Annotated in this window: 26 protein-coding genes; 10 read left to right on the forward strand and 16 right to left on the reverse strand. The window is 66.3% G+C overall.

Features of this window, described 5'->3' with window-relative positions:
* Nucleotides 1-15: 15 nt before the first annotated feature.
* The 5 genes from QOI01_RS30745 to QOI01_RS30765 form a co-directional block, all read right to left on the reverse strand.
* A complete protein-coding gene (locus QOI01_RS30745) occupies nucleotides 16-996 on the reverse strand; it encodes an ABC transporter substrate-binding protein (RefSeq protein WP_526387122.1) in 981 nt (326 codons plus the stop codon).
* 47 nt (nucleotides 997-1,043) lie between these two features.
* Complete coding sequence (locus tag QOI01_RS30750; RefSeq protein WP_526387124.1) at nucleotides 1,044-1,724, reverse strand: hypothetical protein; 681 nt, start codon at nucleotides 1,722-1,724, stop codon at nucleotides 1,044-1,046.
* Nucleotides 1,725-1,816: 92 nt separating this feature from the next.
* Nucleotides 1,817-3,181, reverse strand: coding sequence for an aldehyde dehydrogenase family protein (locus tag QOI01_RS30755; protein WP_526387126.1), 1,365 nt, complete (start codon nucleotides 3,179-3,181; stop codon nucleotides 1,817-1,819).
* Between the two features lie 2 nt (nucleotides 3,182-3,183).
* Complete coding sequence (locus QOI01_RS30760; protein WP_526387128.1) at nucleotides 3,184-4,266, reverse strand: phenylacetate--CoA ligase family protein; 1,083 nt, start codon at nucleotides 4,264-4,266, stop codon at nucleotides 3,184-3,186.
* A gap of 140 nt (nucleotides 4,267-4,406) precedes the next feature.
* Nucleotides 4,407-5,204, reverse strand: a complete 798-nt coding sequence (locus tag QOI01_RS30765; RefSeq protein ID WP_526387130.1) for an SDR family oxidoreductase — start codon at nucleotides 5,202-5,204, stop codon at nucleotides 4,407-4,409.
* A gap of 72 nt (nucleotides 5,205-5,276) precedes the next feature.
* Between QOI01_RS30765 and QOI01_RS30770 the strand changes: the two genes are divergently transcribed.
* The 3 genes from QOI01_RS30770 to QOI01_RS30780 all read left to right on the forward strand — a co-directional run bounded on the left by QOI01_RS30770 (nucleotide 5,277) and on the right by QOI01_RS30780 (nucleotide 6,303).
* The gene (locus tag QOI01_RS30770) at nucleotides 5,277-5,513 is read left to right on the forward strand and encodes a hypothetical protein (protein WP_526387132.1); all 237 of its coding nucleotides are present in this window, start codon (nucleotides 5,277-5,279) and stop codon (nucleotides 5,511-5,513) included.
* Nucleotides 5,514-5,764: 251 nt separating this feature from the next.
* The gene (locus QOI01_RS30775; RefSeq protein ID WP_526387134.1) at nucleotides 5,765-6,049 is read left to right on the forward strand and encodes a type II toxin-antitoxin system Phd/YefM family antitoxin; all 285 of its coding nucleotides are present in this window, start codon (nucleotides 5,765-5,767) and stop codon (nucleotides 6,047-6,049) included.
* Entirely contained in the window at nucleotides 6,046-6,303 is a 258-nt protein-coding gene (locus QOI01_RS30780) for a Txe/YoeB family addiction module toxin (RefSeq protein ID WP_526387136.1), read from the forward strand. Before QOI01_RS30775 ends, QOI01_RS30780 begins: the two co-directional genes overlap by 4 nt.
* A gap of 400 nt (nucleotides 6,304-6,703) precedes the next feature.
* Here the strand turns inward: QOI01_RS30780 and lysE are convergent, their stop codons facing one another.
* Nucleotides 6,704-7,303: an L-lysine exporter gene (gene lysE / locus QOI01_RS30785; RefSeq protein ID WP_526387138.1), complete on the reverse strand. Its 600-nt coding sequence runs from the start codon at nucleotides 7,301-7,303 to the stop codon at nucleotides 6,704-6,706.
* A 61-nt stretch (nucleotides 7,304-7,364) separates the two neighbouring features.
* Here lysE and QOI01_RS30790 point away from each other — a divergent pair, with 61 nt between their 5' ends.
* On the forward strand, nucleotides 7,365-8,267 hold the full coding sequence (locus QOI01_RS30790) for an ArgP/LysG family DNA-binding transcriptional regulator (protein ID WP_526387168.1): 903 nt from the start codon (nucleotides 7,365-7,367) through the stop codon (nucleotides 8,265-8,267).
* Between the two features lie 7 nt (nucleotides 8,268-8,274).
* Here QOI01_RS30790 and QOI01_RS30795 read toward each other — a convergent pair whose 3' ends face one another.
* Nucleotides 8,275-8,631, reverse strand: a complete 357-nt coding sequence (locus tag QOI01_RS30795) for a hypothetical protein (protein WP_526387140.1) — start codon at nucleotides 8,629-8,631, stop codon at nucleotides 8,275-8,277.
* A 122-nt stretch (nucleotides 8,632-8,753) separates the two neighbouring features.
* Here QOI01_RS30795 and QOI01_RS30800 point away from each other — a divergent pair, with 122 nt between their 5' ends.
* Nucleotides 8,754-9,068 carry a hypothetical protein gene (locus QOI01_RS30800; protein ID WP_526387142.1) on the forward strand — a complete coding sequence of 105 codons (315 nt, stop codon included), beginning with the start codon at nucleotides 8,754-8,756 and terminating at the stop codon, nucleotides 9,066-9,068.
* 5 nt (nucleotides 9,069-9,073) lie between these two features.
* Here the strand turns inward: QOI01_RS30800 and QOI01_RS30805 are convergent, their stop codons facing one another.
* Nucleotides 9,074-9,460 carry an aldolase/citrate lyase family protein gene (locus QOI01_RS30805; protein WP_526387170.1) on the reverse strand — a complete coding sequence of 129 codons (387 nt, stop codon included), beginning with the start codon at nucleotides 9,458-9,460 and terminating at the stop codon, nucleotides 9,074-9,076.
* A 162-nt stretch (nucleotides 9,461-9,622) separates the two neighbouring features.
* Between QOI01_RS30805 and QOI01_RS30810 the strand changes: the two genes are divergently transcribed.
* Together QOI01_RS30810 and QOI01_RS30815 are read left to right on the forward strand one after the other, a co-directional pair.
* Nucleotides 9,623-9,850 (forward strand): hypothetical protein, encoded by a 228-nt coding sequence (locus tag QOI01_RS30810; RefSeq protein WP_526387144.1) that lies wholly within the window; start codon nucleotides 9,623-9,625, stop codon nucleotides 9,848-9,850.
* A gap of 280 nt (nucleotides 9,851-10,130) precedes the next feature.
* Nucleotides 10,131-10,451 carry a hemophore-related protein gene (locus QOI01_RS30815; RefSeq protein WP_526387146.1) on the forward strand — a complete coding sequence of 107 codons (321 nt, stop codon included), beginning with the start codon at nucleotides 10,131-10,133 and terminating at the stop codon, nucleotides 10,449-10,451.
* Nucleotides 10,452-10,549: 98 nt separating this feature from the next.
* On the opposite strand, the gene car is transcribed toward QOI01_RS30815, so the two are convergent.
* Together car and QOI01_RS30825 are read right to left on the reverse strand one after the other, a co-directional pair.
* On the reverse strand, nucleotides 10,550-14,071 hold the full coding sequence (car, locus tag QOI01_RS30820; protein ID WP_526387148.1) for a carboxylic acid reductase: 3,522 nt from the start codon (nucleotides 14,069-14,071) through the stop codon (nucleotides 10,550-10,552).
* A 395-nt stretch (nucleotides 14,072-14,466) separates the two neighbouring features.
* Entirely contained in the window at nucleotides 14,467-15,387 is a 921-nt protein-coding gene (locus tag QOI01_RS30825; RefSeq protein WP_526387150.1) for an SDR family oxidoreductase, read from the reverse strand.
* 85 nt (nucleotides 15,388-15,472) lie between these two features.
* Between QOI01_RS30825 and QOI01_RS30830 the strand changes: the two genes are divergently transcribed.
* On the forward strand, nucleotides 15,473-16,036 hold the full coding sequence (locus tag QOI01_RS30830) for a TetR family transcriptional regulator (protein WP_526387152.1): 564 nt from the start codon (nucleotides 15,473-15,475) through the stop codon (nucleotides 16,034-16,036).
* A gap of 12 nt (nucleotides 16,037-16,048) precedes the next feature.
* Here QOI01_RS30830 and QOI01_RS30835 read toward each other — a convergent pair whose 3' ends face one another.
* Entirely contained in the window at nucleotides 16,049-16,204 is a 156-nt protein-coding gene (locus QOI01_RS30835) for a hypothetical protein (RefSeq protein ID WP_526387154.1), read from the reverse strand.
* A gap of 94 nt (nucleotides 16,205-16,298) precedes the next feature.
* Between QOI01_RS30835 and QOI01_RS30840 the strand changes: the two genes are divergently transcribed.
* Nucleotides 16,299-17,633, forward strand: a complete 1,335-nt coding sequence (locus QOI01_RS30840) for an MFS transporter (RefSeq protein WP_526387156.1) — start codon at nucleotides 16,299-16,301, stop codon at nucleotides 17,631-17,633.
* Here QOI01_RS30840 and QOI01_RS30845 read toward each other — a convergent pair.
* The 3 genes from QOI01_RS30845 to ligD form a co-directional block, all read right to left on the reverse strand.
* On the reverse strand, nucleotides 17,549-17,992 hold the full coding sequence (locus QOI01_RS30845; RefSeq protein WP_526387172.1) for a MarR family winged helix-turn-helix transcriptional regulator: 444 nt from the start codon (nucleotides 17,990-17,992) through the stop codon (nucleotides 17,549-17,551). The genes QOI01_RS30840 and QOI01_RS30845 overlap by 85 nt on opposite strands.
* A 158-nt stretch (nucleotides 17,993-18,150) precedes the next feature.
* Entirely contained in the window at nucleotides 18,151-18,606 is a 456-nt protein-coding gene (locus tag QOI01_RS30850) for an STAS domain-containing protein (protein WP_526387158.1), read from the reverse strand.
* A gap of 182 nt (nucleotides 18,607-18,788) precedes the next feature.
* Nucleotides 18,789-20,027 carry a non-homologous end-joining DNA ligase gene (gene ligD, locus QOI01_RS30855; protein WP_526387160.1) on the reverse strand — a complete coding sequence of 413 codons (1,239 nt, stop codon included), beginning with the start codon at nucleotides 20,025-20,027 and terminating at the stop codon, nucleotides 18,789-18,791.
* Between the two features lie 65 nt (nucleotides 20,028-20,092).
* Here ligD and fadD2 point away from each other — a divergent pair, with 65 nt between their 5' ends.
* Complete coding sequence (gene fadD2 / locus QOI01_RS30860) at nucleotides 20,093-21,784, forward strand: long-chain-fatty-acid--CoA ligase FadD2 (RefSeq protein WP_526387162.1); 1,692 nt, start codon at nucleotides 20,093-20,095, stop codon at nucleotides 21,782-21,784.
* On the opposite strand, the gene QOI01_RS30865 is transcribed toward fadD2, so the two are convergent.
* Both QOI01_RS30865 and QOI01_RS30870 read right to left on the reverse strand, forming a co-directional pair.
* Nucleotides 21,761-22,591: an MBL fold metallo-hydrolase gene (locus QOI01_RS30865; RefSeq protein WP_526387164.1), complete on the reverse strand. Its 831-nt coding sequence runs from the start codon at nucleotides 22,589-22,591 to the stop codon at nucleotides 21,761-21,763. The genes fadD2 and QOI01_RS30865 overlap by 24 nt on opposite strands.
* Nucleotides 22,592-22,672: 81 nt before the next feature.
* A partial coding sequence (locus tag QOI01_RS30870; RefSeq protein WP_526387166.1) for an alpha/beta hydrolase-fold protein occupies nucleotides 22,673-23,006 on the reverse strand: 334 nt, incomplete at its 5' end.

A 23,006-nucleotide genomic window follows, 5' to 3' on the forward strand; every position in this document is an offset into this window, starting at 1 on the left:
CACCCGGTCATCTTGTCAGGTGAGCACCTTGGAGATCATTGGCGGTAACTGGTCGGCCACCACGGGATAGGACAGCACCGACGTGAACGCCAGGGCCCCGGCGAGATCCTTGCCCGTGAACACGTTCCTGTTCGACTTCGTCGACTTCAGGGTGGCGAAGAACGGCTGGGCGAGCAGCGCGGCCTGTTCCTCGTTGCTCTCGGTCTTCCAGATCACGACGTCCGCCGTGTCGAGGACCGACGCCAGCTGGTCGAGAGGGACCTGGGCGCGGTCCTCCTTGACGAAGCCGTTCACGCTGTCCGGTGCGACGAAGCCCATCTGCCCGAGGAAGTCGGTGCGCCAGCCGGGCGGGGTGACGTCGGCCATGTTCTCGAAGAACGTCGCGCTGACGACGACTGCCTTCTTGTCCTTGAACTGCTGGTTGTTCTTTCCGACGTCGGTGAACTTGGCGTCGACGTCGGCGATGAGTTTGGTCATCTCGTCGAACTTGAAGACCGCCTGACCGATCGTGGACGCCTGGTCCTTCCACGGCTCGAAGAACGCGTTCTGTCCGGACTGCGCGACGGTCGGCGCGATGGCGGTGAGCTTGTCGTAGGTGTCCTTGTCGAGGCCCGCGTTGGTGGCGACGATGAGATCGGGCTTGAGCGTGGCGATCTGATCGACCTGGATGCCGTCGTAGAGGTTCAGCACGACGGGCTGGGCGCCACCGAGTTTCGATTGCCCCCACGGCCACACGGCGAACGGCTCGCCGCCGAACCAGTCGGTGATGGCGATCGGGACCACGCCGAGCGCGAGCAGGTCGTCCTGTCCGGTGAACCCAGCGCTCACGACGCGCTTGGGGGCAAACGGAATCTTGGTCTCGCCGAAGACGTGTTTGACCGTGACGGACCCGTCGCCGGCGACGGCGCCGGGTTTGTCCGCACTGCAGGCCACGGCAGTGAAGACGAGGCCCGCGGTGATGGCCAGGAAGCTCCGTCGGGACCAGGTTGATGGCACGTAGCCGAGCGTAATCGGTACCCGGTGCTGGAGCTGTCGAAGGGCGGTTAAAGGTCCCGCTGGTCGTCGTCCGGGAACGTCTGCAGGGCCTCGTCGTAATCCTTGACGGCACCGTGGATCTCCTGTCCGGCGCGACTCCAGGATTCGCCGATGTCGGCACGTACCGCGTCAGCCTGTGCGAGAACCTCGTAACGCTCGCGACTCAGCGCTGCCCCGACGTCCCCGCCGCGGGTGGCGACCGTCGCGACCGTGAACGCTGCGTCGATGGCCGACGCTGCGACGCTGCCCTGTGCGCGCAGAACGGCTTCGGCGACGTCCGCGGCCCCGACGACGACGGCGTTGGGAAGCACCGCTTGGTTGCCGACGTACTCACCGACGGCGGTACGGACCCGGCTGCCCGCGCCCGCGACGACGCCGCGCACCTCCTTTCCGGTGTGGACGAGTGCCGCAGGAAGCGTTGCGCCGCCACGGATCTCGTCGACGACGGTTATCGGTGCGTGAGCCAGGGCCACCGACACGTCGGTGGTCACACCGACGAGCTCGGCGCCGAGGGACTGGCCTGCGCCGAGCTGGCGCTCCAGGACGTGACGGATGACGATGCCGCGCGTCGAATCGGGTTCCGCCTCCTCGTCGTGGTCGTGCTCGGTGCGGACGACCTCGACCGTCGCGTCGACGGGGTCCTCGCGGATGAGCTCGCCGAGTGTTGCTTCGTCAACGTCTGCTTCCATGTCTGCCATGGCGCCAGTCCACACGCCCCGGTTGACTCGGGGCGGGCGCGGAGGTGAGTGGCGTGTGAACCGCGTGTGGCCGATCGGTCCGTTCACCGGAGGAATCCCTTGTTGCGCATCAGGAAGTCCGCGAGCCAGCCCTCGTGTGGGAGGTGTGGTGCGGCTGTCTGAGTGGGATGGCCACCGGTGTAGACGTTGGTGACCGTCGGTTCGGCGAGCAGGTCGTCGATCAGCGTCTCGTCGGTCGTGATCGCGTTGATCACCAGGGAGTTGCGCAACGGGGTCAGACGGTCGTCCCTGGACCAGGGCGCCACCCAGACGCATGGGAACGGCAGTTCGACGTTGATCGTGTTCACGTCGAGTTGCCGCAGCAGGTGCACCGCGGGCCGCAACGCGGCGTACCCGTCGCCGAGATCGGCGACCACCTGGTCGGCTCCGAGTACGGCCTCGGTGCCCGCCGCCCGGCGCGCGAGATGTTTGGCGAGTGCCAGGGCATCGGCGATCGGAGCGGTTGGGAGGGTGGCCCTTTCATCGAGGTTCGATAGCGGCTGCGGCACCGACAGCCGTTCGGCGATGGCCCGTGCCAGCGGTTCGGGGTCACCTTCATGGAGCACGGCGGTGGTGTTGACGCAGGCCATGCCGCCGAGGCCTGCGATCGATTCGACGATCACGTCCAGATGGTCGCGCCAGTCGCACTCCGCGGTGATCAGGATCTTGGTGCGGCCGGGTCCGTTCACCAACACCGTCGGGTCACCCCCGAAGCGGTCGGCCACGTCCTGGCCACCGTAGACCAAGGCGAGATCGGCGGCGCGGATGAGTTCGTCGGCGCCGGCATGGTCAGTGGGCAGGAATAGCGCGTCCCCATTGCGGAATCCGGCCTCGCGCAGACAGATCACGAGGCGGTGCGCCGTGAACGGTTCCCGCCTGGACGGGCGGATCGCGACGCGGTAGCCCAGTGCGAGCGCCTGCGGCCACTGCCCGTGCACGCCGGGGGCGTTCCCGGGTGCGTGCACGGCGAGCACTTCACCGCGGCGCGCCCATACCGCGCCGCCGCCACGCCCGACGGTGCGCCAATCGAGTTCCGCCCCGACGGGGCGCGCCGGTCGCACCCCGTTGAACGTCGTCTCCACCGATTCCGCGACCACGTGCGCCCCGGCTCTTGCCACGGTCATCGGCAGACCCGTCACCCGGCACGTCAGTTCGACGTAGCCGTCGAAGTCCAATCCGGAGATGGACGACGTTCGGAAGAGCTCCGCGGCACGCTGCAGCGCCGCCTCCCGCTCGGCGAGCGACAGCGGTCGCATCCTGCGCTGCGCGGCGATGGAACGCGAGACGAACAGCCGTGGCACGACGCTCAACGCGGCAACGGGATTCCCGCGGGTGTCGGAGACGAGTTCGGTCTTGCGGGTGCGGTATTCACCGTTCGGCCCGAGGGCGTCGAGCGCGATGAGGCTCATCGTCAGTACACGCCCTCGATGACGGCTTCACCGCCGAACACGGCCACCGGCACGACCTCGCTCACGGAGTCGCCGACCTGTCGGGCAGGTCCCCTGGTCCGGATCGCGGTGTCACGCTCCATGTTGTTCGGGATGAACATGCCCTTGCTGACGTGATTCATCACCACCTGACCCCGTTCGCCGTAGGCCACCTGTTCGCCGGTGTCGGGATCGGTGACCCAGAAGACCACGTACGGACACCTCGGATCGAAGACGGTCACATCGCCGGCGATCCGGGTGGCGCACTGCGACAGGATCATGGTGCTGCCGAACACCGTCGCGATACGGGTCCCCGGGAACACGTCGCGGAGAACGTCGAGCGTGTCTGGGTCGACGTGCACGCCGCTGAGCAGGATGTGGCGGATCCTCTCGTTGACCAGATCCACCAGCGCGTCGTCACGCGCGATGGCCTCCAGCAGCGGCGGCGTGGCGTGCAGGTTGGCGACGGACTGGGTTTCGAGGATGAACCGGGCCTGATCGACGACGTGCCCCAGGTAGGCGGCCACCTCTGCGGTCGCGACCCGTGCCGCGAGTTTCTTGACCCACCGCGGATCCAGGTCGATCGCATGGAACGTCGAGCCGAGGCGTTCGGCGACCTCGCGGTCGAAATGGCCGACGCCGTGCGGGCCGCTCGGCATCATGCACAACAACCCGCCGCCCGCGACGAAGCCTCCCGCGGTGAAGTCCTGCACCTGCCAGCGGGTGACCTGCTCGACCCAGTCCGGCAGCTGCGCCGTCCGCTTGGGCGCTCCCGTGGTGCCACCGGACTCGTAGATCCTCGGCACGGGTGGCGACGAGCCGTAGCCGCGGGGGACGAGGTCTTCGACTGGCACGCTACGCAATTGGTCGACCAGGTTGGGGAACATGCGTAGTTCGCCGAACGAGTGGACGTCGGTCAGCGGGTCGAACTCCAAGTCGGCGGCCGTCCGCAGCCAGAACGGTGACCCGGTGTCGGCGCCGAAGTGCCACGCCATCGCGGCGCGGAGGTACGCCTCCGGGTCGTCCGGTGGTGCCTCCCGCGGCACGTCGAGGATGGAGAAGTCCACCACGTCATCCTGACGGAGCGCCGGCCGCGAAAGCGCATGGCAACGGCAAACATTCACCGGCGCTGCGAGGAACGATGATCGACGTCGACGTGAACCGACGATGACGGCAGCGCCGTGTGACGTCGCCAAGAAGAGCTGACCTACGAGTGGGAGAGCCGCTTGTTCACCAAGCGGGTCAGCCACGCGGGTGAGAACCTTGCGCCCATCGCCATGGTCTTGGCCTGCCGGCCCACCGGGAAGTGCACCTGATGGATCAGCCGGCGCTGCCAGGACGGGTCGACGGCCGCGACGATGTCGTCGGCGATGTCCTGCGCGGTCAGGCGGATGCCCAGTGAATCCGTCGTGCCCGTCTTGACGCCGCTCGTCATCGCGGTCTGCACGTACAGCGGCCACATGGCGATCACGCGGATGCCGTACCGGCTCCATTCGAGGTCGAGGGCCTCGGTGATCGCGCGGACGAAGAACTTGGTCGCGCTGTAGTTGGCGAGTTCGGCCTGACCGTAGATCGCGGACGCGGATGCCAGATTGACGACGACCGAACCGGGCGTGGCCTTCAGATGCGGGAACGCTGCATGCAACCCGTTCACGACGCCCTTGGTGTTGATGTCGATCTCCCGGTGGTGCGACCTGACCGGGATCTCCTCGAAGCGGCCCGCGATCAGGATGCCCGCGTTGTTGATCATCACGTCGAGGCGATTGCCCGCGGATTCGAAGAACTCGGCGACGCGCTGGGTCGTCTCGTCGGCGTCGGTGACGTCGAGATGGCCGGTGACCGCCGTCGCACCGAGGTCCCCGATCTCCTCGGCCAGTGTCTTGAGCCCGACCTCGTCGATGTCATATGCGCCGACGACGTAGCCGTTCCTGGCGAAGGACAGAGCGGTCGCGCGACCGATGCCCGCTGCGCCGCCCGTGATGAATACCGACTTGTTCTGGCTCATACCGCCATGATGGCGCACGAGGGCGCCGACGAAGGTAGTCGTCGTCTTTGCAGTCGGGTGCATGATGGAGTGGTGCGCCTCGTACTTGCAGCTCTGATTCCTCTTGCCGCGGTGGGCATGGTGTTCGCGCCTGCGGCCGCGGCGGGCTGCAACGACTCCAGCGGCACCACCGTGTGCGCTCAGGGAGACATCCGTGGCACCCACGCCCCTCCGCCGGAGAGAGGGTCCTATGGTCCGGTCTACGGGACGTGGTGCAACGGCGATCTGTGTTTCGCGAGTTCCGGGCCCGGGATCTCCGTCGGGCCGTAGCGATCCCGGACTCGGTAGCTGCGATGGGGACGGTGATCTTGCCGTTCGCAACGAATGGGAGCACCTCGTGTTCGATGTGGAAGGGCGCACGAATCACCAAGATCTGGGCCGAATCGAACCTTGCGCACCGTCGTGTGTCCGTTCCTTATTTGGGCCCTGAGGCATTCTCGTCGAATGTGAGGCCTGGAGTGCCGTACGACATTGCCGTACCTGTATAGTACGGGATATACGTACGAGCAAGGAGCTCGGTCATGACCATCAGTGCAAGTGAAGCCAGACAACGACTTTTCCCGCTCCTCGAACAAGTGAACACCGACCACGAACCCGTGCGCATCACATCTAAGGCCGGAGATGCGGTGCTCATGTCGGCCGATGACTACGACTCGTGGCAGGAAACCGTCTACCTACTGCGTTCGCCCGAGAATGCACGCCGACTCATGGAGGCTGTCTTCCGAGACAAGGCTGACCGCACTGCAATTGCGGGTTACAGCAAGTCGATCGACGAACTCAAGGAGATGGCCGGCGGCGAGGAGTGAGGAGCATCAACTTCGATCCTGACGCCTGGGAGGACTTTCTGTTTTGGTTGGCCTCCGACCGCAAGACGGCCCGCCGGATCACCAGGCTCATCGGAGAGATCGAGCGCGACCCGTTTACAGGGATTGGGAAGCCAGAGCCGCTCAAGGGGGAACTGTCCGGGTACTGGTCCCGGCGAATCGACGACGAACATCGGCTCGTATACAGAGCGGACGACAACGAAGTCAAGATCCTGAAAGCCCGGTACCACTACTGACCGGCGTCAGATGACACGATGCGAGACGATTACCACTGGCGGGTTGGAATGTTCTCCCGCAGGGCTTCTGGCCAAATCGTCGATCTGGCGAACGATTCCGTCGAGCTTTGGCTGGCTCGACTGTCACAGTGACAGATTGGCCTGCCGGGTCGGCGTTGGTTTCGCCAACGCCCAAGAGGGGGCGACTGCCTGCTCTCGAGTCGTCAAAGGACACGGAGTTTGAGAACCTAAAGGCACAGCACATCAAGCACACGCGGTGATGTTTGTAGACATCCCAGGGATGTGACTCGTCAAGCAGCTTGAGTGGTTTGGCGGTGTACCCAAGCGGTGGTCTCGCCGTAGGTGGCATGGCCGTGCAGGATGCCGACGAGTCGGTTGTCTAGTGATTTGACTGCGTCGGTTAGGACACTGCCAGCGAGATGCCTAGGCCGATCATCGTCACGGCGATGAGGCAGTCGAGCACTCGCCACGTGCCTGCCCTGGCGAAGAGTCCGGAGAGTCGGCGTGCGCCGAGTCCGAGGCTGACGAACCAGACTGCGCTGGCGGTGACGGCCCCGACACCGAACAGCCAGCGTTCGTCGCGGTGCTCGTTGGCAAGGGCGCCGAGCAGCACGACCGTGTCCAGGTACACGTGGGGATTGAGGAACGTCAGCGCAGCGCAGGTCACCAGGACCTCGGCCAACCGCGCAGGCGCTGCGTCGGACGGTGTCAGCGAGGCAGGCCGATACGCCCGTTTGGCCGCCAACAGTCCGTAACCGACGAGGAACGCCGCGCCGCCGAACTTGGCGACGTTCAGGGCGCCTGGATGCGCACTGATCAATGCGCCGACGCCGGCGATTCCCGCGGCGATCAGCACGATGTCGGACACCGTGCACATCGCAATCACCGGAAGAACGTGCTCGCGGCGGATGCCCTGACGGAGGACGAACGCGTTCTGTGCGCCGATGGCGGCGATCAGGGCGAAGGACGCGAGGAATCCCAAGACGAGGGGTGAGGTCATGACTCGACGCTATGTTTCGGCATCGATCCAGTACAGCTAATGTCTCTTCACTCGCATTAGACTGACTAATGTGAGCCTGGACGCCCAACAGCTCGCGGCCTTCGCCGCCGTCGTCGAGCTGGGTGCCTTCGATGCCGCGGCGGCGAGGCTGCACGTGACGCCTTCTGCCATCAGCCAACGGGTCAAGGCGCTCGAGAAGCGGGTGGGCCAGGTGCTCGTCGTCCGGGAAAAGCCTTGTCGGGCAACGGCAGCTGGAATACCACTGTTGCGGATGGCCGCACAGACGGCGATGTTGGAGGCAGAGGCGCTCGCGGAGACGGGTGGCGGGGGACCGGAAGAGCAGACCAGGGTCGCGGTTGCGGTCAACGCAGACTCGATGGGGACGTGGTTCACGTCGGTGCTCGGACTGTTACCAGGAGTGCTCTTCGACATCCGGATCGAGGACCAGGACCATTCGGCACGTCTGTTGCGCGAGGGCGCTGTCATGGGAGCGGTGACCACGGAGCGGACACCGGTCTCCGGCTGTCGGGTGCAGTCGTTGGGGGTGATGAGGTACGTGCCCGTCGCCTCCGGGGCCTATGCCCAGCGTTACCTCTCGAATGGCTTCACCGCAGATGCCGCAGGACGTGCACCGTCCCTGGCGTGGAATCGCGAAGATGCTCTGCAGGACAGGTTGTTGCGCAAGGTGTTTCGTCGTGTGCTTGCGAGACCGGTTCACTACGTGCCGACTGCCGAGGGCTTCGCGGCGGCTATCAGGGCAGGGCTGGGTTGGGGCATGTACCCGCAGCAACTCGTATCGGCCGAATTGGCGGCCGGCTCGCTCATCCGGATCGCCGACGTGCACCTCGACGTGCCGCTGTTCTGGCAGTGCTGGAAGTTGGACAGCCCGATGGTCCAAGCCATCACCGAGGAGATACGGTTCGCGGCGGCGGGTATGCGCAAGCCGGGGGGAGTGGTGGCGTGAGGCCGTTCTACCGCATGAATGCGGCGAGTAGCACGGCGCCGATGATCAACAGAATCCACGCGATGGCCGGCACGACCCAGCCTCGGCGCCGACGGGCGGTGACGAACGACGCACCGATCGCAATGAGCGAGACGACCGGTGCGCCGTAGACCACCGGCCCGAATACGGCATCAGCCGATCCCAGGTGGGGACAGCTCTGATCGCTGCATCCAGAGGTTCCGAGGGCCAGTCCATAGGCGAACACGACGAGCGCGGCAGCGCCGACGGCGGTGAGCAGGGCCAAGGCCCAGTTGACGATCGTTTGAGTGCGCGACGCTCCGGCAGGCCGCTGGTCGGCGCCCGCGGTGTTGGTTTCGGTGACCATGCCCGAACTCCCTCCTCGCCATGCGACCTCTCAGACCCTCGTTGGTCTACCCGTGCCGTCGAGAACGCAAACGCGTGGCGGGCGCTGTTTTGAGAGCTCCGGCAACGGGAAAGCCGCCCTACGTGGCCGATGCCGATGACGTCGAGAAGCGATGGCACGACCCGCGTGCGTTCCGTGCCGCGGTCGGCTACGTAGTGGCCGTCATCGCCGTGGCGGCCGTAGCGTTCACGGTGTACGTCCTTCGCGACCAACACGATCTCCGATGGGCCTTCGCTGCCCCGGGTGTTCTCTTCGTCGGTGCCCTAGTCGCCTTCGTCAAGACATATCGCGACTGGCGTGCCCACCGCACGTGGCCCATCTGGCAGGGCGCCGGCTGGTTTCTGCTCACGACGACGCTGCTGTCGTTCGGCATTCCGTCGATGGGTGTCCTCGGGTAGTTGCCCTAGTTCCCCAGCGCGGCCTTCAAGTGACCGGCGGATACCGCCTCGAGGTGGGTGAGGTCTGAAGCCACCGTCGCGAACGTGTAGCCCTCGTTCAGGCGGCGGGCCGCGATCTCGCCTGCGGGGGTGTGGATCCCGGCGGCGATACCGGCAGCTGCGGCGGCTTGATGGACCCGGGTGACGGCCGCTTCGAACTGGTCGTCGACGGACACATCGCTGGGAGATGCGCCACCGACGGCAAGCCTGAGATCCGAGGGCCCCACGTAGACGCCGTCGAGTCCGGATACCGCGCAGATGGCCTCGACGTTCTCCAGTCCGAGAGGGGTTTCGATCATCGCGATGACGACGGTGTCGCGGTCGGCCTCGGCAGGGGTGGGCCCGATGCGCAGCTGCGACCGCGCAGACCCGTCCCTTCACCAACGAGGCATCGCGGTCGTGCCGGTGTGACGTCGAATGACCATGAGGTCAATATCGGCCGAATCGCCTCGCGGGCCAGCGGTTTGTTCGAGAATGTGAATATTCAGAGGGACGTCGCAGACGGGGGAATGACCATGAGTGAACGCGAAGAAGCCGAAGTGGCGATTACTGCCCGGGTTCGGGTCTTCCCGAGCACCGACAAGGAAGCCCATGGCGTCGTCGTCGAGGACTTCGGCGACAGCGTCGGCATTCCGGTTGACATCGGCGGCGATCGCATCGCCGAGGCCGCGCGCCGTTGGGCGGTGCAGCTGGACGACGACAACCTGGTGTTCGTCGACAGTGACCAGCTCGTTGCCGAGTGACGACTCCATTACGCCCTCAACGCGGGAGGATTGGCGACCAAACGTGGTGCCGGCAAACGACGAGTTTTCTCGATCGGTTGTCGGCAGCGGTCTGAACTGCGGTTCGACGTCCGGTCGGCCGTGCCGGCAACGAGGCCCGCGCCGATATTCGGCCTCGGCGGCGATGCGGTGACGGTGATCACGTAACGCCAGCGGCATTACCGACGGTTAAACTCAGTGACGACACTTCGATGATGCCGTCGGGCCGCGTGTCGGAAGGTGGATGAGAATGGTTTCGAGAATGAGAATGGCTGCCGGTCTCGGTGGTTTGGCGGTCGCGCTTGCAGCGGGAAGCGGGATCGCTTCGGCTGCGCCCGGCGACGAGGCCATCGTCAACTCGACCTGCACCTATCCGCAGGTGATCGCGGCGCTCACTGCGGAGGACCCGGCTGCGGCCAATCAGGTGACCAGTAGTCCCATCGCAACCGGATGGATACAGAACCTGGTTGCCGCGCCGCCGGCGAAGCGCCAGCAGCTGATCGATCAGGTACGGGGTGTTCCCCAGGTCGCGCAGAACGTCGGGCTGATCTCTCAGGTCGCGAATTCCTGCAACAACTACTGACCCCGTTGGTCGGCGCTGAGCGACCGACACGAAGCCGCTGACGACGAATGCCCACCTCCGAGTGAAACTCACTCGGAGGTGGGCCTTTTCGTTGGGGTTCAGAGCAGCCCGAGCAGCTCCAGGTCGGTGATGTACTTGACGATCACCGGCGCGGTGATGTGCGGGATGTCCTTGTCGGGACCGATCTTGGCGTCCTGCACGGCCCCGCGGAAGTGGTCCGCAGGCGCGAGGGATCCGTTGATCGGCTGGTCGGGCTTCTGGTAGTTGTGCAGCAGCGGGATCAGTGATGCCTGGCGCTGCTTCTCGGGCAGAGCCCGCAGCGAGGTGTCGAACCGCTCCAGCCATGCCGAGTAGTCGGGCACCCGGCCGATCGGGTAACCGGCCTCGATCAGCCAGTCGACGAAGGTGTCCATGCTGATGCCATCGTCGTGCGGGTTCATCACGTGGTAGGTCTCGTACCCGTCGACCACGTTGGCGCCCAGGGTGGAGATGGCATCGGCGATGAACTCGACGGGCAGCCCGTCGAAGTGCGACCGCTGCCGGCTCCCGCCGGCGTCCAACTCGTAGAAGGAGGCGGGGGCCACACCCGTGGCGACCAGGCTCAGCATCATGCGGGTGAACATGTCCGGCACGTTGAGCTGTCCGGCGTAGGTGGTGTCGGCCATGATCATGTCGCAGCGGAACACCGACACCGGCAGCAGAGCCAGATCGTGTGCCTCGCGGAGCAGGACCTCGCCGCCCCACTTGCTGTTGCCGTAGCCGTTGGCATAGCCGTCGCTGATCTTGCGAGTGGCGCTCATCTGCCGGACGTCGGACTCCTCGACGAACTTGCCCGGCTCGATCTGGTCACCGACGCCGATCGTGGAGACGTAGACGTACGGCTTGACGCGAGTGGTCAGGGCGATGCGGATGAGCTCCGCCGTGCCCACGACGTTGGGCCCGAACAGCTGGCTGTAGGGCAGCACGTGGTTGACCAGCGCGGCCGGGTCGACGATCAGGTCGACGGTATCGGCCAGCTGCTGCCAGATCGCATGCTCCAGGCCGAGATTCGCCTCGCCCTTGTCACCGGCGAGCACGACGAGGTGATCGGCCGCCAGTTCGCGGTAGTGGGCAAGGAGTTTCGGGTCGCCACTGTCGAACGTCGCGTCGAGACGCGCACGCGCGGCGTCGACGTCCTTGGCGCGGACCAGCGTGATGACCTTGCCGTCGACCAGGTCCATCCGCTCCAGCCACTGCAGTAGCAGGTAGCGGCCGAGGAATCCGGTGGCTCCGGTGAGTAGCACGGTGCGGATCTCCGAGCTGGGGCCGGGCAGCGACGGCGCCGCCGCCAGGGTGGCCTCGTCGAGGAACTTGTCCAACGTGAGGTCGCTGGCGTGCACCTCGGTGGCGTCGCGCCCGTGCACCGCATCGAAGGTGGGCCGCTTGGTCCCACCGGCGCGTTGGTCCTCGACGTAGGCGGCGATGGCCGCCAGGTCGCTGGCCGGGCTGACGATCACGCCGACCGGCACGTCGACGTCGAAGATGTCGTGCAGAAGATTGGCAAAGGTCAACGCCGACAACGAGTCTCCGCCGAGGTCGGTGAACGCCGCATCCGGAGCCGCGTCGGCCGAGGCGGCACCGAGCAGCGCGCCCGCGGCGCGGCTGACGGTTTCCAGCACGGGACGGTTGGCGCCGTCCTGGCGCAACGTGCGCAAGACGTCCGCCTGGCCGTCGGCCAGGTCGACGTAGAGCTGCTCGAGCTCGGGGCCGTAGTACTCCTTGAGTTGGGGGCGGGCCAGTTTGCGGATGCCGGTGAGCAATCCGTTCTCGAGTGTGAATGGCCTTGTCTCGACGAGGAAGTCGCGCGGAATCTCGTAGGACTGCAGGCCGGATTCCCGCGCGATGCTCTGCAACGCGTCGCTCAGCAGTGGCTTGACCGCGGCAACGTCCCCGCCGACGCTGGCCAGCGCGTCGTCGGTCGGGACGATCACCGCCAGTACATAGGAGCGGGCGCTGTTGCCGTACACGAAGATCTGACGCACCGACGGGTGACCGCCGTAGGCCGCCTCCAGCTTGGAGACGGTGACGAACTCGCCCTGTGAGAGCTTCAGCACGTTGTTGCGGCGGTCCACGTAGATGAGTTGATCGGGACCGATCTCGGCCATCACGTCACCGGTGTGGTACCAGCCCTCGGCGTCGAAGAGTTCGGCCGTCACCTCGGGCCGCTTGTAGTAGCCCGGGATCAGATCCGTTGACTTGACCCACAACTCGCCGCGCGGATGCGGCCGGTCGGTGGCGAAGTAGCCCAGATCCGGCACGTCGACCAGCTTGTAGTCGAGCACCGGTGGGCGCCGCAGTTTGTCGTCGACCAGGATGACGCCGTCCTCGGTGGAGCCGTAGCCGTTGATGAGGTGGATGTCGATGAACTCTTCGGTCCAGGCCCGCAGCTCCGGGGAGATGGGCGCGGAGCCCGTCATCGCCGAGAACTGGCGTCCGCCAATGAGATTCTCGCGCTGCTCGGCCATCACCTGCAGCTCGACGGCCTCCCGATCGGCGCCGTCGGGGGTGCGGTGGTCGACTTCGCTCTGCACCTCCTGGTACAGCATCTCCCAGAGGCGGGGGACGAGGTCGAGCTTGGTCGGGCGCACCAGTGCGAGGTCGTCCAGCAGGGTCGACAGGTCGCTCTTGGCGGCGAAGTAGGCCGTCCCGCCCGCGCCGAGTGTGCCGTACAGGATGACGCGGCCCATGATGTGGCTGACGGGCATGAAGCTCAACGTGATGAGCGGCAGCTTGCCCTCCGCGTCCCAGTCCGGGCCGAACCATCCGCCAAAGGTCTTGGCCATCAGGCGATCGGTGTACATGGCGCCCTTGGGGGTGCCCGTGCTGCCCGAGGTGTAGATCAGCAGGCGCAGGTCGTCGGTGTGGCCGCGCGGGATCTCCGGCCCGTCGGTGTGCTGAGCGCCCAGCCTGATGACGCCGTCGAGTGTCTCGACGGTGACATGCAGGTCGGCCAGGCGGGTCGCGGCGGATGCGAACGCCTCGCGGTGGTCGTCGATCTGCGGGTGGTAGTCGAACACCACCAGGCGCTGCGGCGCGTGGGCGGTGAGCGCGAGCTCGACGGCGTCGGTGAGGTGGTCGACGCTGGACAGGATCGCCACTGGTTCGGTCTCGACCAGGATCGGGTGGAGTTGCTTGACCGGCGCACTGGTCTGCAGCGGAACGGAGACGGCACCGGTCAGGGACAGCGCCATGTCGACGACGGCGTAGTCGGCGCTGGTGAAGCCGAGCGTCGCGACCCGGTCGCCGGGATGGACGGGGTTGTTGGCCAGGGAATCGGCGAGGGCCTTCACGCGGGCCCAGGTCTCGCCGTAGGTCAGGGTGTCGAAGCGGGGCAGGAACTTCGCGACGGTGCGGCCGGCGGCGTCGGCGACGAACTCGACGGCGCGCTGGCCGAGGGCCGGCCGGTCGGCGTAGCCGTTCATCACCGTGCGGATCACGTCGGTGAGGACCATGCCGGGGCCGTCGAGTGCGGCGGTCACCGATGGATCGGGCTGAGCGCCAATGAGTTGGGCGTCGGTGGAGGTCAACCTCTCGAATCGACGGGCTAGCCGTGCCTCGCGGGCGTTGGCTGGAGCTGACATGGTGTCTCCTCGGCAAATCAGAATTTCGAATCGCTGATAGGCGCATCACTTTGCGCGCTATCAAGAAAAATAGATTAGGAAACCTATATATTCCTGCATGCTTGCTGTGAGTGGGCGTGGCCCTGTGAGGCGGCTCACTAGTCAAAGGATTCTGGTTTGGCATCGACACCTGAGCACCATTGTGAGTCAGCCGCTTTCAGCTACCCTCCGCGGTTCGTGCGCCTCGCGCTGGTACCGATCGTGACTTGCCCTTGCGCGAGCGAAAGTGGTAACCAACACATCGTCGAGCACAGCTACACCGACCGTGCGCACATGGCAAGGCGTGCCGCGCCGACGTGCCCCCATCAGACGCGGGCCGGTGACCAATCTCACCGACCCGCATCCGCCCAAAGCGTTCAGCCTTGGAAGTAGTGCCCCTTGTCGAGATCCTCGATGAGCCCGGGTTGCGTTGGACGCCACCCCAACAACTCGCGGGTCGCGGCGCTGGAGGCCGGGCTGTCGGCGCCGAGAAATCCTGCCAGCCAGCCGAAGTGTGCGCCCGCGTTCTCGGGTGCGATCGAGACCGCGGGTAGGTCGAGATGCCGCCCGATCACCTCGGCGATCTCTCGGACCGGTACGCCCTCGTCGTCGACCGCATGCAGTACCGACGCGGCCGGAGCATGCTCGACCGCGAGGCGAAAGAGATTCGCGGCATCCAGTCGGTGCACCGCGGGCCAGCGATTGGCTCCGTCGCCGGTGTATCCCGAGACGCCCTTCTCGCGGGCGATTCCGACCTGGGTCGCGACGAAGCCGTTGTCGCCGTCGCCGTGAACCGTGGGCGGGAGCCGTAGCACGATCGAGCGAACGCCGCGGGAGGCCAGCGCGAGCACCAGCCGTCCGTTGTCCATTCGACCCTCCGGCGCACCGCTGATCGCAGCCGGATCGGCGCTGCGGCCGTCCTGTTCGGTTGCTATGCGCCCCGACGTGAGACCGAGCGTTCCCGAGGCGATGACGAACGGGCGGTCAGAACCCGCCAGCGCCTCGCCGAGCGCCTCGATGGCAAGACGGTCGGCGGCGACAGCGCCGTCGAAGTCGCCGGAGAACGCGATGTCGTGTTTGAACGCCAGGTGGATGACGCCGTCCGACGCGGCCGCCGCAGTCCCCAGCCCGTCGAGGCCGTCAAGGGTGCCACGGTGCACGGCGGCGCCCGCCGCGGTGAGTGCGGCGGCCGAGGCGTCCGAGCGGGCCAGCCCGACTACCTCGTGACCTGCGCTGATGAGCTCGGGGACGACGGCGGAGCCGATCCAGCCGGAAGCGCCGGTGACGAAGATGCGCATGAAGACCTCCACAAAGTGATGTCAGTTGCTGTCATCACAACCATAGTCCGGATGTCAGCTGCTGTCATCAACTAACATCTTGCCCATGGGCCGATGGGAGCCGGACGCAGTCGGCCGCCTTCAGGAGGCGGCGTTGGAGTTGTACGGCGAGCGGGGCTTCGAGTCGACTGCAGTGGCAGACATCGCCGAGCGCGCGGGACTCACGGAGCGGACCTTCTTTCGCTACTTCCCCGACAAGCGAGAGGTGTTGTTCTTCGGGTCGGGCTCACTGTTGGAACTGTTCGAGGACGCCGTGGCGAATGCGCCCGAGTCGCTCGCCCCCATCGACGCCGTCGGAGCCGCCCTTCAGGCCGCCGCCGGGTTCTTCGAGGAGCGCCGTGAACATGCGCGGAGACGGCAAGGCGTGATCGCCGCGAACCCGAGTCTTCGAGAGCGCGAACTGATCAAGCTCGCCTCACTCGCTGCGGCGGTCGCCGGGGCGCTTCGCAGCCGTGGGGTCGGCGACGCTGCCGCGCTGTTGGCCGCAGAGGCGGGAATTGCGGTGTTCAGGATCGGGTTCGGCAACTGGGTCGACGCAGCGAACGATCGCGCCTTCGCCGACATCATGCGAGGCACGCTCGCCGAGTTCAAGGCGGTAACGGCCGGATGAGCCGCGCCCCGATCAGGGGCGCGCTGCCATTTGCCAAGGGGGAGTTGAGTTCTCGTCATGTGAGCGGAGCCCAGCCGTCGTCGGTGAGGGGGCGTCGATCCAGCCCGTGAACGCACCCCTGGCGTTCCCCTCGCTCTCGCCGCGGCGCAGCAGGACGTGAGTGCTCATCGGCCCTTCCTTTGCTCATTCAGATTAGTACGCTTTGCGTAGTATACTGGTTGGACGGGCGTACTAGGAGGATGTCGTTGAACGGGGTTTCGCGATGAAGCCGTACCTCGTCTCCACGTTCTCGGCGCTCGGCGTGCGCGACTACCGGCGGTTCGCCTTCGGTCAGGCGGTGTCCGTCAGTGGTACCTGGATGCAGAAGCTTGCTCAGGCGTGGCTGGTGTTGGAATTGACGAACTCGCCGGTGCTACTGGGCGTCACCGTGGCGATGCAGCAGCTTCCGACGCTGCTGTTCACGACCGTGGGCGGCGCCCTCGCGGACCGCTTCGACAAGCGGACGATTCTGCTGTGGATGGCCATCGCCGCGACGGTCCCGGCGCTCGCCCTCGGCCTCCTCGTTCAACTGCAACTCGTTCAGGTCTGGATCGTGATGCTGGCAGCGCTGATCCAGGGCCTGGTCGACGCGGTCGACAAGCCCGCCCGACTCACAGTCGTCAACGACATCGCCACCCCGGCGACACTGACGAATGCGGTGATGCTCAACGGCATCATTCAAGACAGCGGCAAGGTCGCCGGTCCTGCGGTCGCAGGCATTCTGATCGCATCGGTCGGCATCTCGGCGGCCTTCTTCATCAACGCCCTCTCCTACTTGCCGGTGATCGTGGCACTTCTCCTCATCAGGCCGCATCAGCCAGTGGAGCCGGTCGCAGCCTTCAAGGCAATGGGCAACCTGACGGGCACGCTGCGCTACGTGGCCGGGCATCCCAAGCTCGCGGCAGCCCTGGCGTTGATGGCCGTAGCCGGGCTCCTCGCCTACAACTGGAACGTCCTGTTGCCGACGCTGACCCGTGACGTCTTCGGGGGCGACGCGCGGACGGTCGGGTTCGCCTTCACCAGCATGGGGCTGGGGGCCGTGCTCGGTGGGTTGGCGCTGGCGGCATTCCTCAAGGCGAGCTCGCGGCGGTTGATCGTCAACGGGTGTGCCTTCGCCGCGGCGCTTGTCGGGCTCGGCCTCGCGCCGGCGCTACCGTTCGTATACGTCATCCTCTTCTTCGTCGGGGCCTTCAGCGTGACGTTTCGGGCGACCGCGACGTCGATCTTGCAGCTAAATGCCGACCCTCAGATGCGGGGCCGCGTCATCTCCCTGCTCGTGCTCGCCACGGCAGGCACCACGCCGCTCGGTGGGCCGCTCATCGGGTGGGTCTGCGAGCACGCGAGCCCGCGAGTGGCGTGCCTGGTCGGCGGCGTGGGCACCGCCGCGGCTGCTATGGCGTGCTTGCAATACCTGCGGATGAAACGGGGGTTAGCCGGGGCGCCGAAACCGCTGGCGGACGGCTCCGAGGTGGACTACGAGAGCGCGATCAGCCTTTCGAGCGAAGGCAGTGCCGCCATGATCGAGCGACGATCGCCTTCGGACAGCCGACCGACCTGAAGTGCGAGGAACTCGTTCGCTCGCTGCCGCGCCGCGGCCAGTAGGTCGTGACCATGATCGGTGATCACCACGACGAAGCTGCGGCCGTCGGCGGGGTCGGCCCTGCGCTCCAGATAGCCGGTCTCCTCCAGTCGGGCGACGAGCCGGGTGACCGAGGACTTGCTGATCTGTTCACTGCGGGCCAGCTCGCCCACCCGCAGCGGGCCGTTTCGCTGGATGGTGGAGAGCGCCGAGACCTGAGACATTGTCAGCTCAGTCTCGGATCGCTTGCGCAGCTTGCGCGTCAGTCGGAGGCTGACGTCCTGAAGGGCAGCCACGTCGTCGGCGTGGACGGCTCCGTCGGGGGCGTGCGCAGGCATCGACACCCCAACAGACTAATACGACGTTGCAACTATCCACGCCCGCATCAGCGCGAGCGCGCGGTGGAACTCAGCGAGTCGGAGTTGCCTTGTGGCGGGGGTGGATCAGGTACCGCAACCAACGGACATCGATCAACACGAGTATTCGATCCTTCGGCTCAGGCGGACTTGGTGAGGATGGGGAGGATGCGGCGACGCTCGCCTGCGACATCCGAGAAGTGGTGCAGCGCTTCAGGAACCGACGGTGTAGTCGGGAACGCCTCGTCGACGCCGCAGAGTCGCATGGTGCGCGAAACCGGCTGGCTGACGATCAGCGACCACTCGTCGCCTGCGGCGTAGCAGGCCTCGTCGATCGCGTCGAGAAGTGTTGTCCCCTGGGCAGCGAATGCGGTGACGCCACTCAGGTCGAGGATGAAGGGCTTCTCCGCGATGATGCAACCCTTGGCCTGTTCAATCACGGACCCGACGTTGATCTCGTCGATGGCGCCGGTGATGGTCAGTACGGTGGCAAGTTGGCGGCACTGCTTGTGAAGCTCGGCGCCGTTGCATTCAACCGACGGATTTCCGTAGCGGAAGCGGGAATTCGATGCTGTGCTCGTGTTCGGGACGGTCATGGCACTGCCTCCCTTCGGTAGCTGCCGAATGAGAAGGCGGCGATGCCGTCACTTCGACCTGCCACTGACGGTATGCGCCGAAGTTAAGGTACCCGGGAGTAACTCCTAAATCATCGTTAAGAAGTCTCGGCGGGGCGAACAGCAAATCCCAGAGCATCCTGGCACGCGCAGGTCGGGCAGGGTCAGCCCCTGCGCCACTGCGCGCCGGAATACCCCTCCCACGGGGAGTAGTCCGCGATGAGCTCCTCCTGCGGCGGCCGCTGGGCTTCCGGCACGTGCTGAAGGTTGATGCGGACGCGGTACCAGATGGAACTGGGGCCACGCATTCCGTCGAGTAGCACGTCGACGGGTTCCAGCCGTTCGGCGGCGGACCCGTACTTGGCCTTCCACGTCTGTAGCGCCGCCAGCGCCTCGTCCCTGGTCTTGGTGCGGGCGATCTCGATCAGCGGCTTCGTAGAAACACGGTTGCCCGCGCCGTCACCGCGTCGCGCACCCTTCGGCGCCTTCTCTGCGGGTCCAAGTTCATCCGCGAGTTGCAGGAGCCCCTCCAGCCCACCCCCCGCGTCGTCCATGCCCTCCCACGGGTCGCCGACGTCCGCGTAGCGGGCGGGCACCGTTGCCACGGTGAAGGCCTCGGGCCTGCAGTCCGACACTTCGTCCCAGCGCAGTGGCGTGGAGACTCGCGCGTCCGGTCGCGAGCGCACGGAGTAGGCCGACGCGACGGTCCGGTCCTTGGCGTTCTGGTTGAAGTCGACGAAGACGCCCTCGCGCTCTTCCTTCCACCACCGGCTGGTCGCCAGTTCCGGTGCGCGCCTTTCGACTTCGCGGGCAATGGTCTCGGCCGCCAGCCGCACCTGCTGGTACGGCCAGTTCGGCTCGATGCGGGCATAGACGTGAAAGCCGCGCGACCCGGAGGTCTTCGGCCACGCGGTCAGTCCGTAGTCGGCGAGCACGTCGCGTGCCACCAGAGCCACGTCGACGATCTGCGGCCACTCCACGCCGGGCATCGGGTCGAGGTCGACGCGCAGCTCGTCGGGATGGTCCAGGTCGTCGGCGCGAACCGGGTGCGGGTTGAGGTCGACGCACCCGAGGTTCACCGCCCACGCGAGGCCTGCCGCGTCGTGGACGACGGCCTCCTTGGCCGACGTTCCGGACGCATACTTCAACTCTGCGACGTCGATCCACGCAGGTCGTTTCTCGGGGGCCCGCTTCTGGAAGATCGCCTCTTCGGAGATGCCCTTGACGAAGCGCTTGAGGATCATCGGGCGGTTCGCCACCCCGCGCAGTGCGCCGTCGGCAACCGCGAGGTAGTACTCGATGAGGTCCAGTTTCGTGACGCCCGCCTCCGGAAAAACGACCTTGTCGGGATGGGTGACCCGCAGCACGCGGCCTCCGATGTCCATCGACAGCGAAGACGCCATGCCGTCGATGCTAGTTGTCGTGCGACTCCGACCCGCATGCGACGGCCGTCACATATTGTGAAGTGATGCCCAACCTCACTGATCTTCCCTTACAGGCAGCGGCGAAGATCCAGGAGTCCGTCACCAAATATTTCGAGCGCGGTTCGGCCGAACTCCACTACGCCAGGAAGATGTTCGAGGCGGGTGCCTTCAAGATCGAGCCGCCGCAAAACATCGCCGCCATGGTCGCCGACATCAGGCGCTGGGGCGAGCTCGGGATGATTCCGGCGGCCAACGCGCGCCGCAATCCCAACGGCACGGCGATCATCGACGACGATGGCGAACTGACGTTCAAGGAACTCGACGACGCCGCCAATGCCGTCGCCAACGGCCTGCTGGGAATTGGCGTCAAAGGCGGCGACGGGGTGGCGCTGCTGATCCGCAACCACCGCTGGTTCCTGATCGCGCTCTACGGCGCCGCCAAGGTTGGCGTCCGGCTCATCCTGCTCAACAGTGAGTTCTCCGGCCCGCAGATCAAGGAAGTCTCCGAGCGTGAGGGCGCGAAGCTCATCATCTTCGACGACGAGTACACCAAGGCGGTGTCCGCTGCGGAGCCCGAACTCGGCAGGCTGCGCGCGCTGCCGACCAATCCGGACAACGAGATGCCCTCGGAGAGCACCGACGAGACGCTTGCCGAGCTGGTCTCCCGCAGCAAGTCGAATCCGCCGCCGAAGGCCTCGGCGCACTCGAAGATCATCATCCTGACCAGTGGCACCACCGGCACTCCCAAGGGCGCCAACCGCAGCGGGCCGCCGTCGCTGGCGCCGATCGGTGGCGTGCTGTCGCACGTGCCGTTCAAGTCGGGCGAGGTGACGTCGCTGCCCGCCCCGATGTTCCATGCGCTGGGCTTCTTACACGCCACCATCGCGATGATGCTCGGCTCTACGCTGGTGTTGCGCCGTCGGTTCAAGCCGGCCAACGTGCTCGCCGACATCGAGAGGAACGGAGTGACGGCGATGGTCGTGGTGCCGGTGATGTTGTCGCGCATCCTCGACGAGCTGGAGAAGACCAGCCCGAAGCCCAACCTCTCCAGCCTGCGCATCGTGTTCGTGTCGGGCTCGCAGCTCGGCGGCGAGCTCGCCACGCGCGCACTGAAGGATCTCGGACCCATCGTCTACAACCTGTACGGCTCGACGGAGATCGCGTTCGCGACCATCGCCCGTCCGAAGGACCTCTCGATCAATCCGTCGACGGTCGGACCGGTCGTCAAGGGTGTCAAGGTCAAGTTGTTCGACGACAACGGCAAGGAGGTGCCCCAGGGTGAGGTCGGCCGCATCTTCGTGGGCACTACCTTCCCGTTCGAGGGGTACACCGGCGGCGGCCACAAGGCGATCATCGACGGGCTCATGTCGTCCGGCGACGTTGGCTACTTCGACGAGCACGGGCTGCTCTACGTCAGCGGGCGCGACGACGAGATGATCGTCTGCGGCGGCGAGAACGTCTTCCCCGCTGAGGTCGAGGACCTCATCAGCGGGCACCCCGAGGTCGTCGAGGCCACCGCGCTCGGCGTCGAGGACAAGGAGTGGGGTCATCGGCTCCGCGCCTTCGTCGTGAAGGTCGACGGCGCGTCCGTCGACGAGGAAGCGATCAAGACCTACGTGAAGGACAACCTGGCCCGCTACAAGGTCCCGCGCGAAGTCATCTTCCTCGACGAGCTGCCGCGCAACCCGACGGGCAAGATCCTCAAGCGCGAACTACGGGAGATCGACGTCGAGTAGGCCCTCGAGGTCGGTCCAGCGGCCGTGCGGCGTCAGGACGAGAACGTCGCCGACGCCCGCCTCGTCGAAGGCTGTCACGACGTCGTCCATGCCTTCACTGAAATGCGCCCACGAGTCGAGGTGAGCCGGAATGACGACGCGTGCGCCGAGCACCTCGGCGGCCGCGGCAGCCCGCTCACTCGTCAGGGTCAGGGGTCGGCCGCGTTCCTTCGACGGCACGCGCGCCGCACCGATGAAGAGGACAGCGACGTCGATGGCGACGATCCGGTCGGACACGGCCTTGACCGCCGCCATCGACGCGTTGTCGCCGCTGAGGTAGACGGTCGGCAGGCCTGGGCCCGACAGCACGAACCCCGTCACCTCACAGTTGACGTGACCGGTGTCGTCACGGACTCCGTCGGCCGGGCCGTGAACCGCCGGAACTGCTTGCACGGCAAGCGAACCGAATTCGTCGTCGGCTGCCAGCTCGACGGTCTGCCACGGTTCCAGCCCCCGCGCGGACGGCCCGAGTCGTAGCGCGGCACCGGGATGGGTGAGCACCCGCGGCGCAGCCAGCGCCAGGCTCCGGCCGGCGTCGTCCAGGTTGTCGGGGTGCTGGTCGTGGCTGACGAGCACGACATCGACCGGTCCGAGCGCCGCGGCCTCGACCGCAGGCCCTGCCGTCTTGGTCAGATAGGCGTGTGGGCCCGGCGGATCGAACGTGGGGTCCATGACCATGCGTCGGCCCGCGATGTCGACCACGGTGGTCGGCCCGCTCAGCACGCTGATCGCGCACCGACGCCGGCTCTCGGTGACGAAGTCGTCCATGGTGCGCCCCTCTTCGGTAGCGAACGGGATCGGCCCGGCGGTCCCGTAAGGGGACCAGCCGGGCCGCGTGCCGTCTCTTTCCTAGGTTGCCGTCGGCGTGGCGCCCAGCACCCGCTGCATATCGGGCTTCATCTGTTGGAGCTGCGCTCCCCAGTAGGGCCAGTCGTGCGTGCCGTCGTCTGGGAAGTTGAAGACGCCGTTCTTGCCGCCTGCGGCGATGTAGTTGTCCTGGAACGTGCGGTTGGTGCGGATGGTCAGGCCTTCGAGGAACTTGGCGGGCAAGTTGTCCCCGCCGAGGTCGCTAGGGGTGCCATTGCCGCAGTAGACCCAGAGGCGGGTGTTGTTGGCGACCAGCTTCGCGATGTTGACCATCGGGTCATTGCGCTTCCAGGCGCTGTTCGGGTCTTCCGTTGCG

It is taken from the genome of Mycobacterium sp. (assembly GCF_032162605.1).
In the GTDB taxonomy this organism is placed as follows: domain Bacteria; phylum Actinomycetota; class Actinomycetes; order Mycobacteriales; family Mycobacteriaceae; genus Mycobacterium.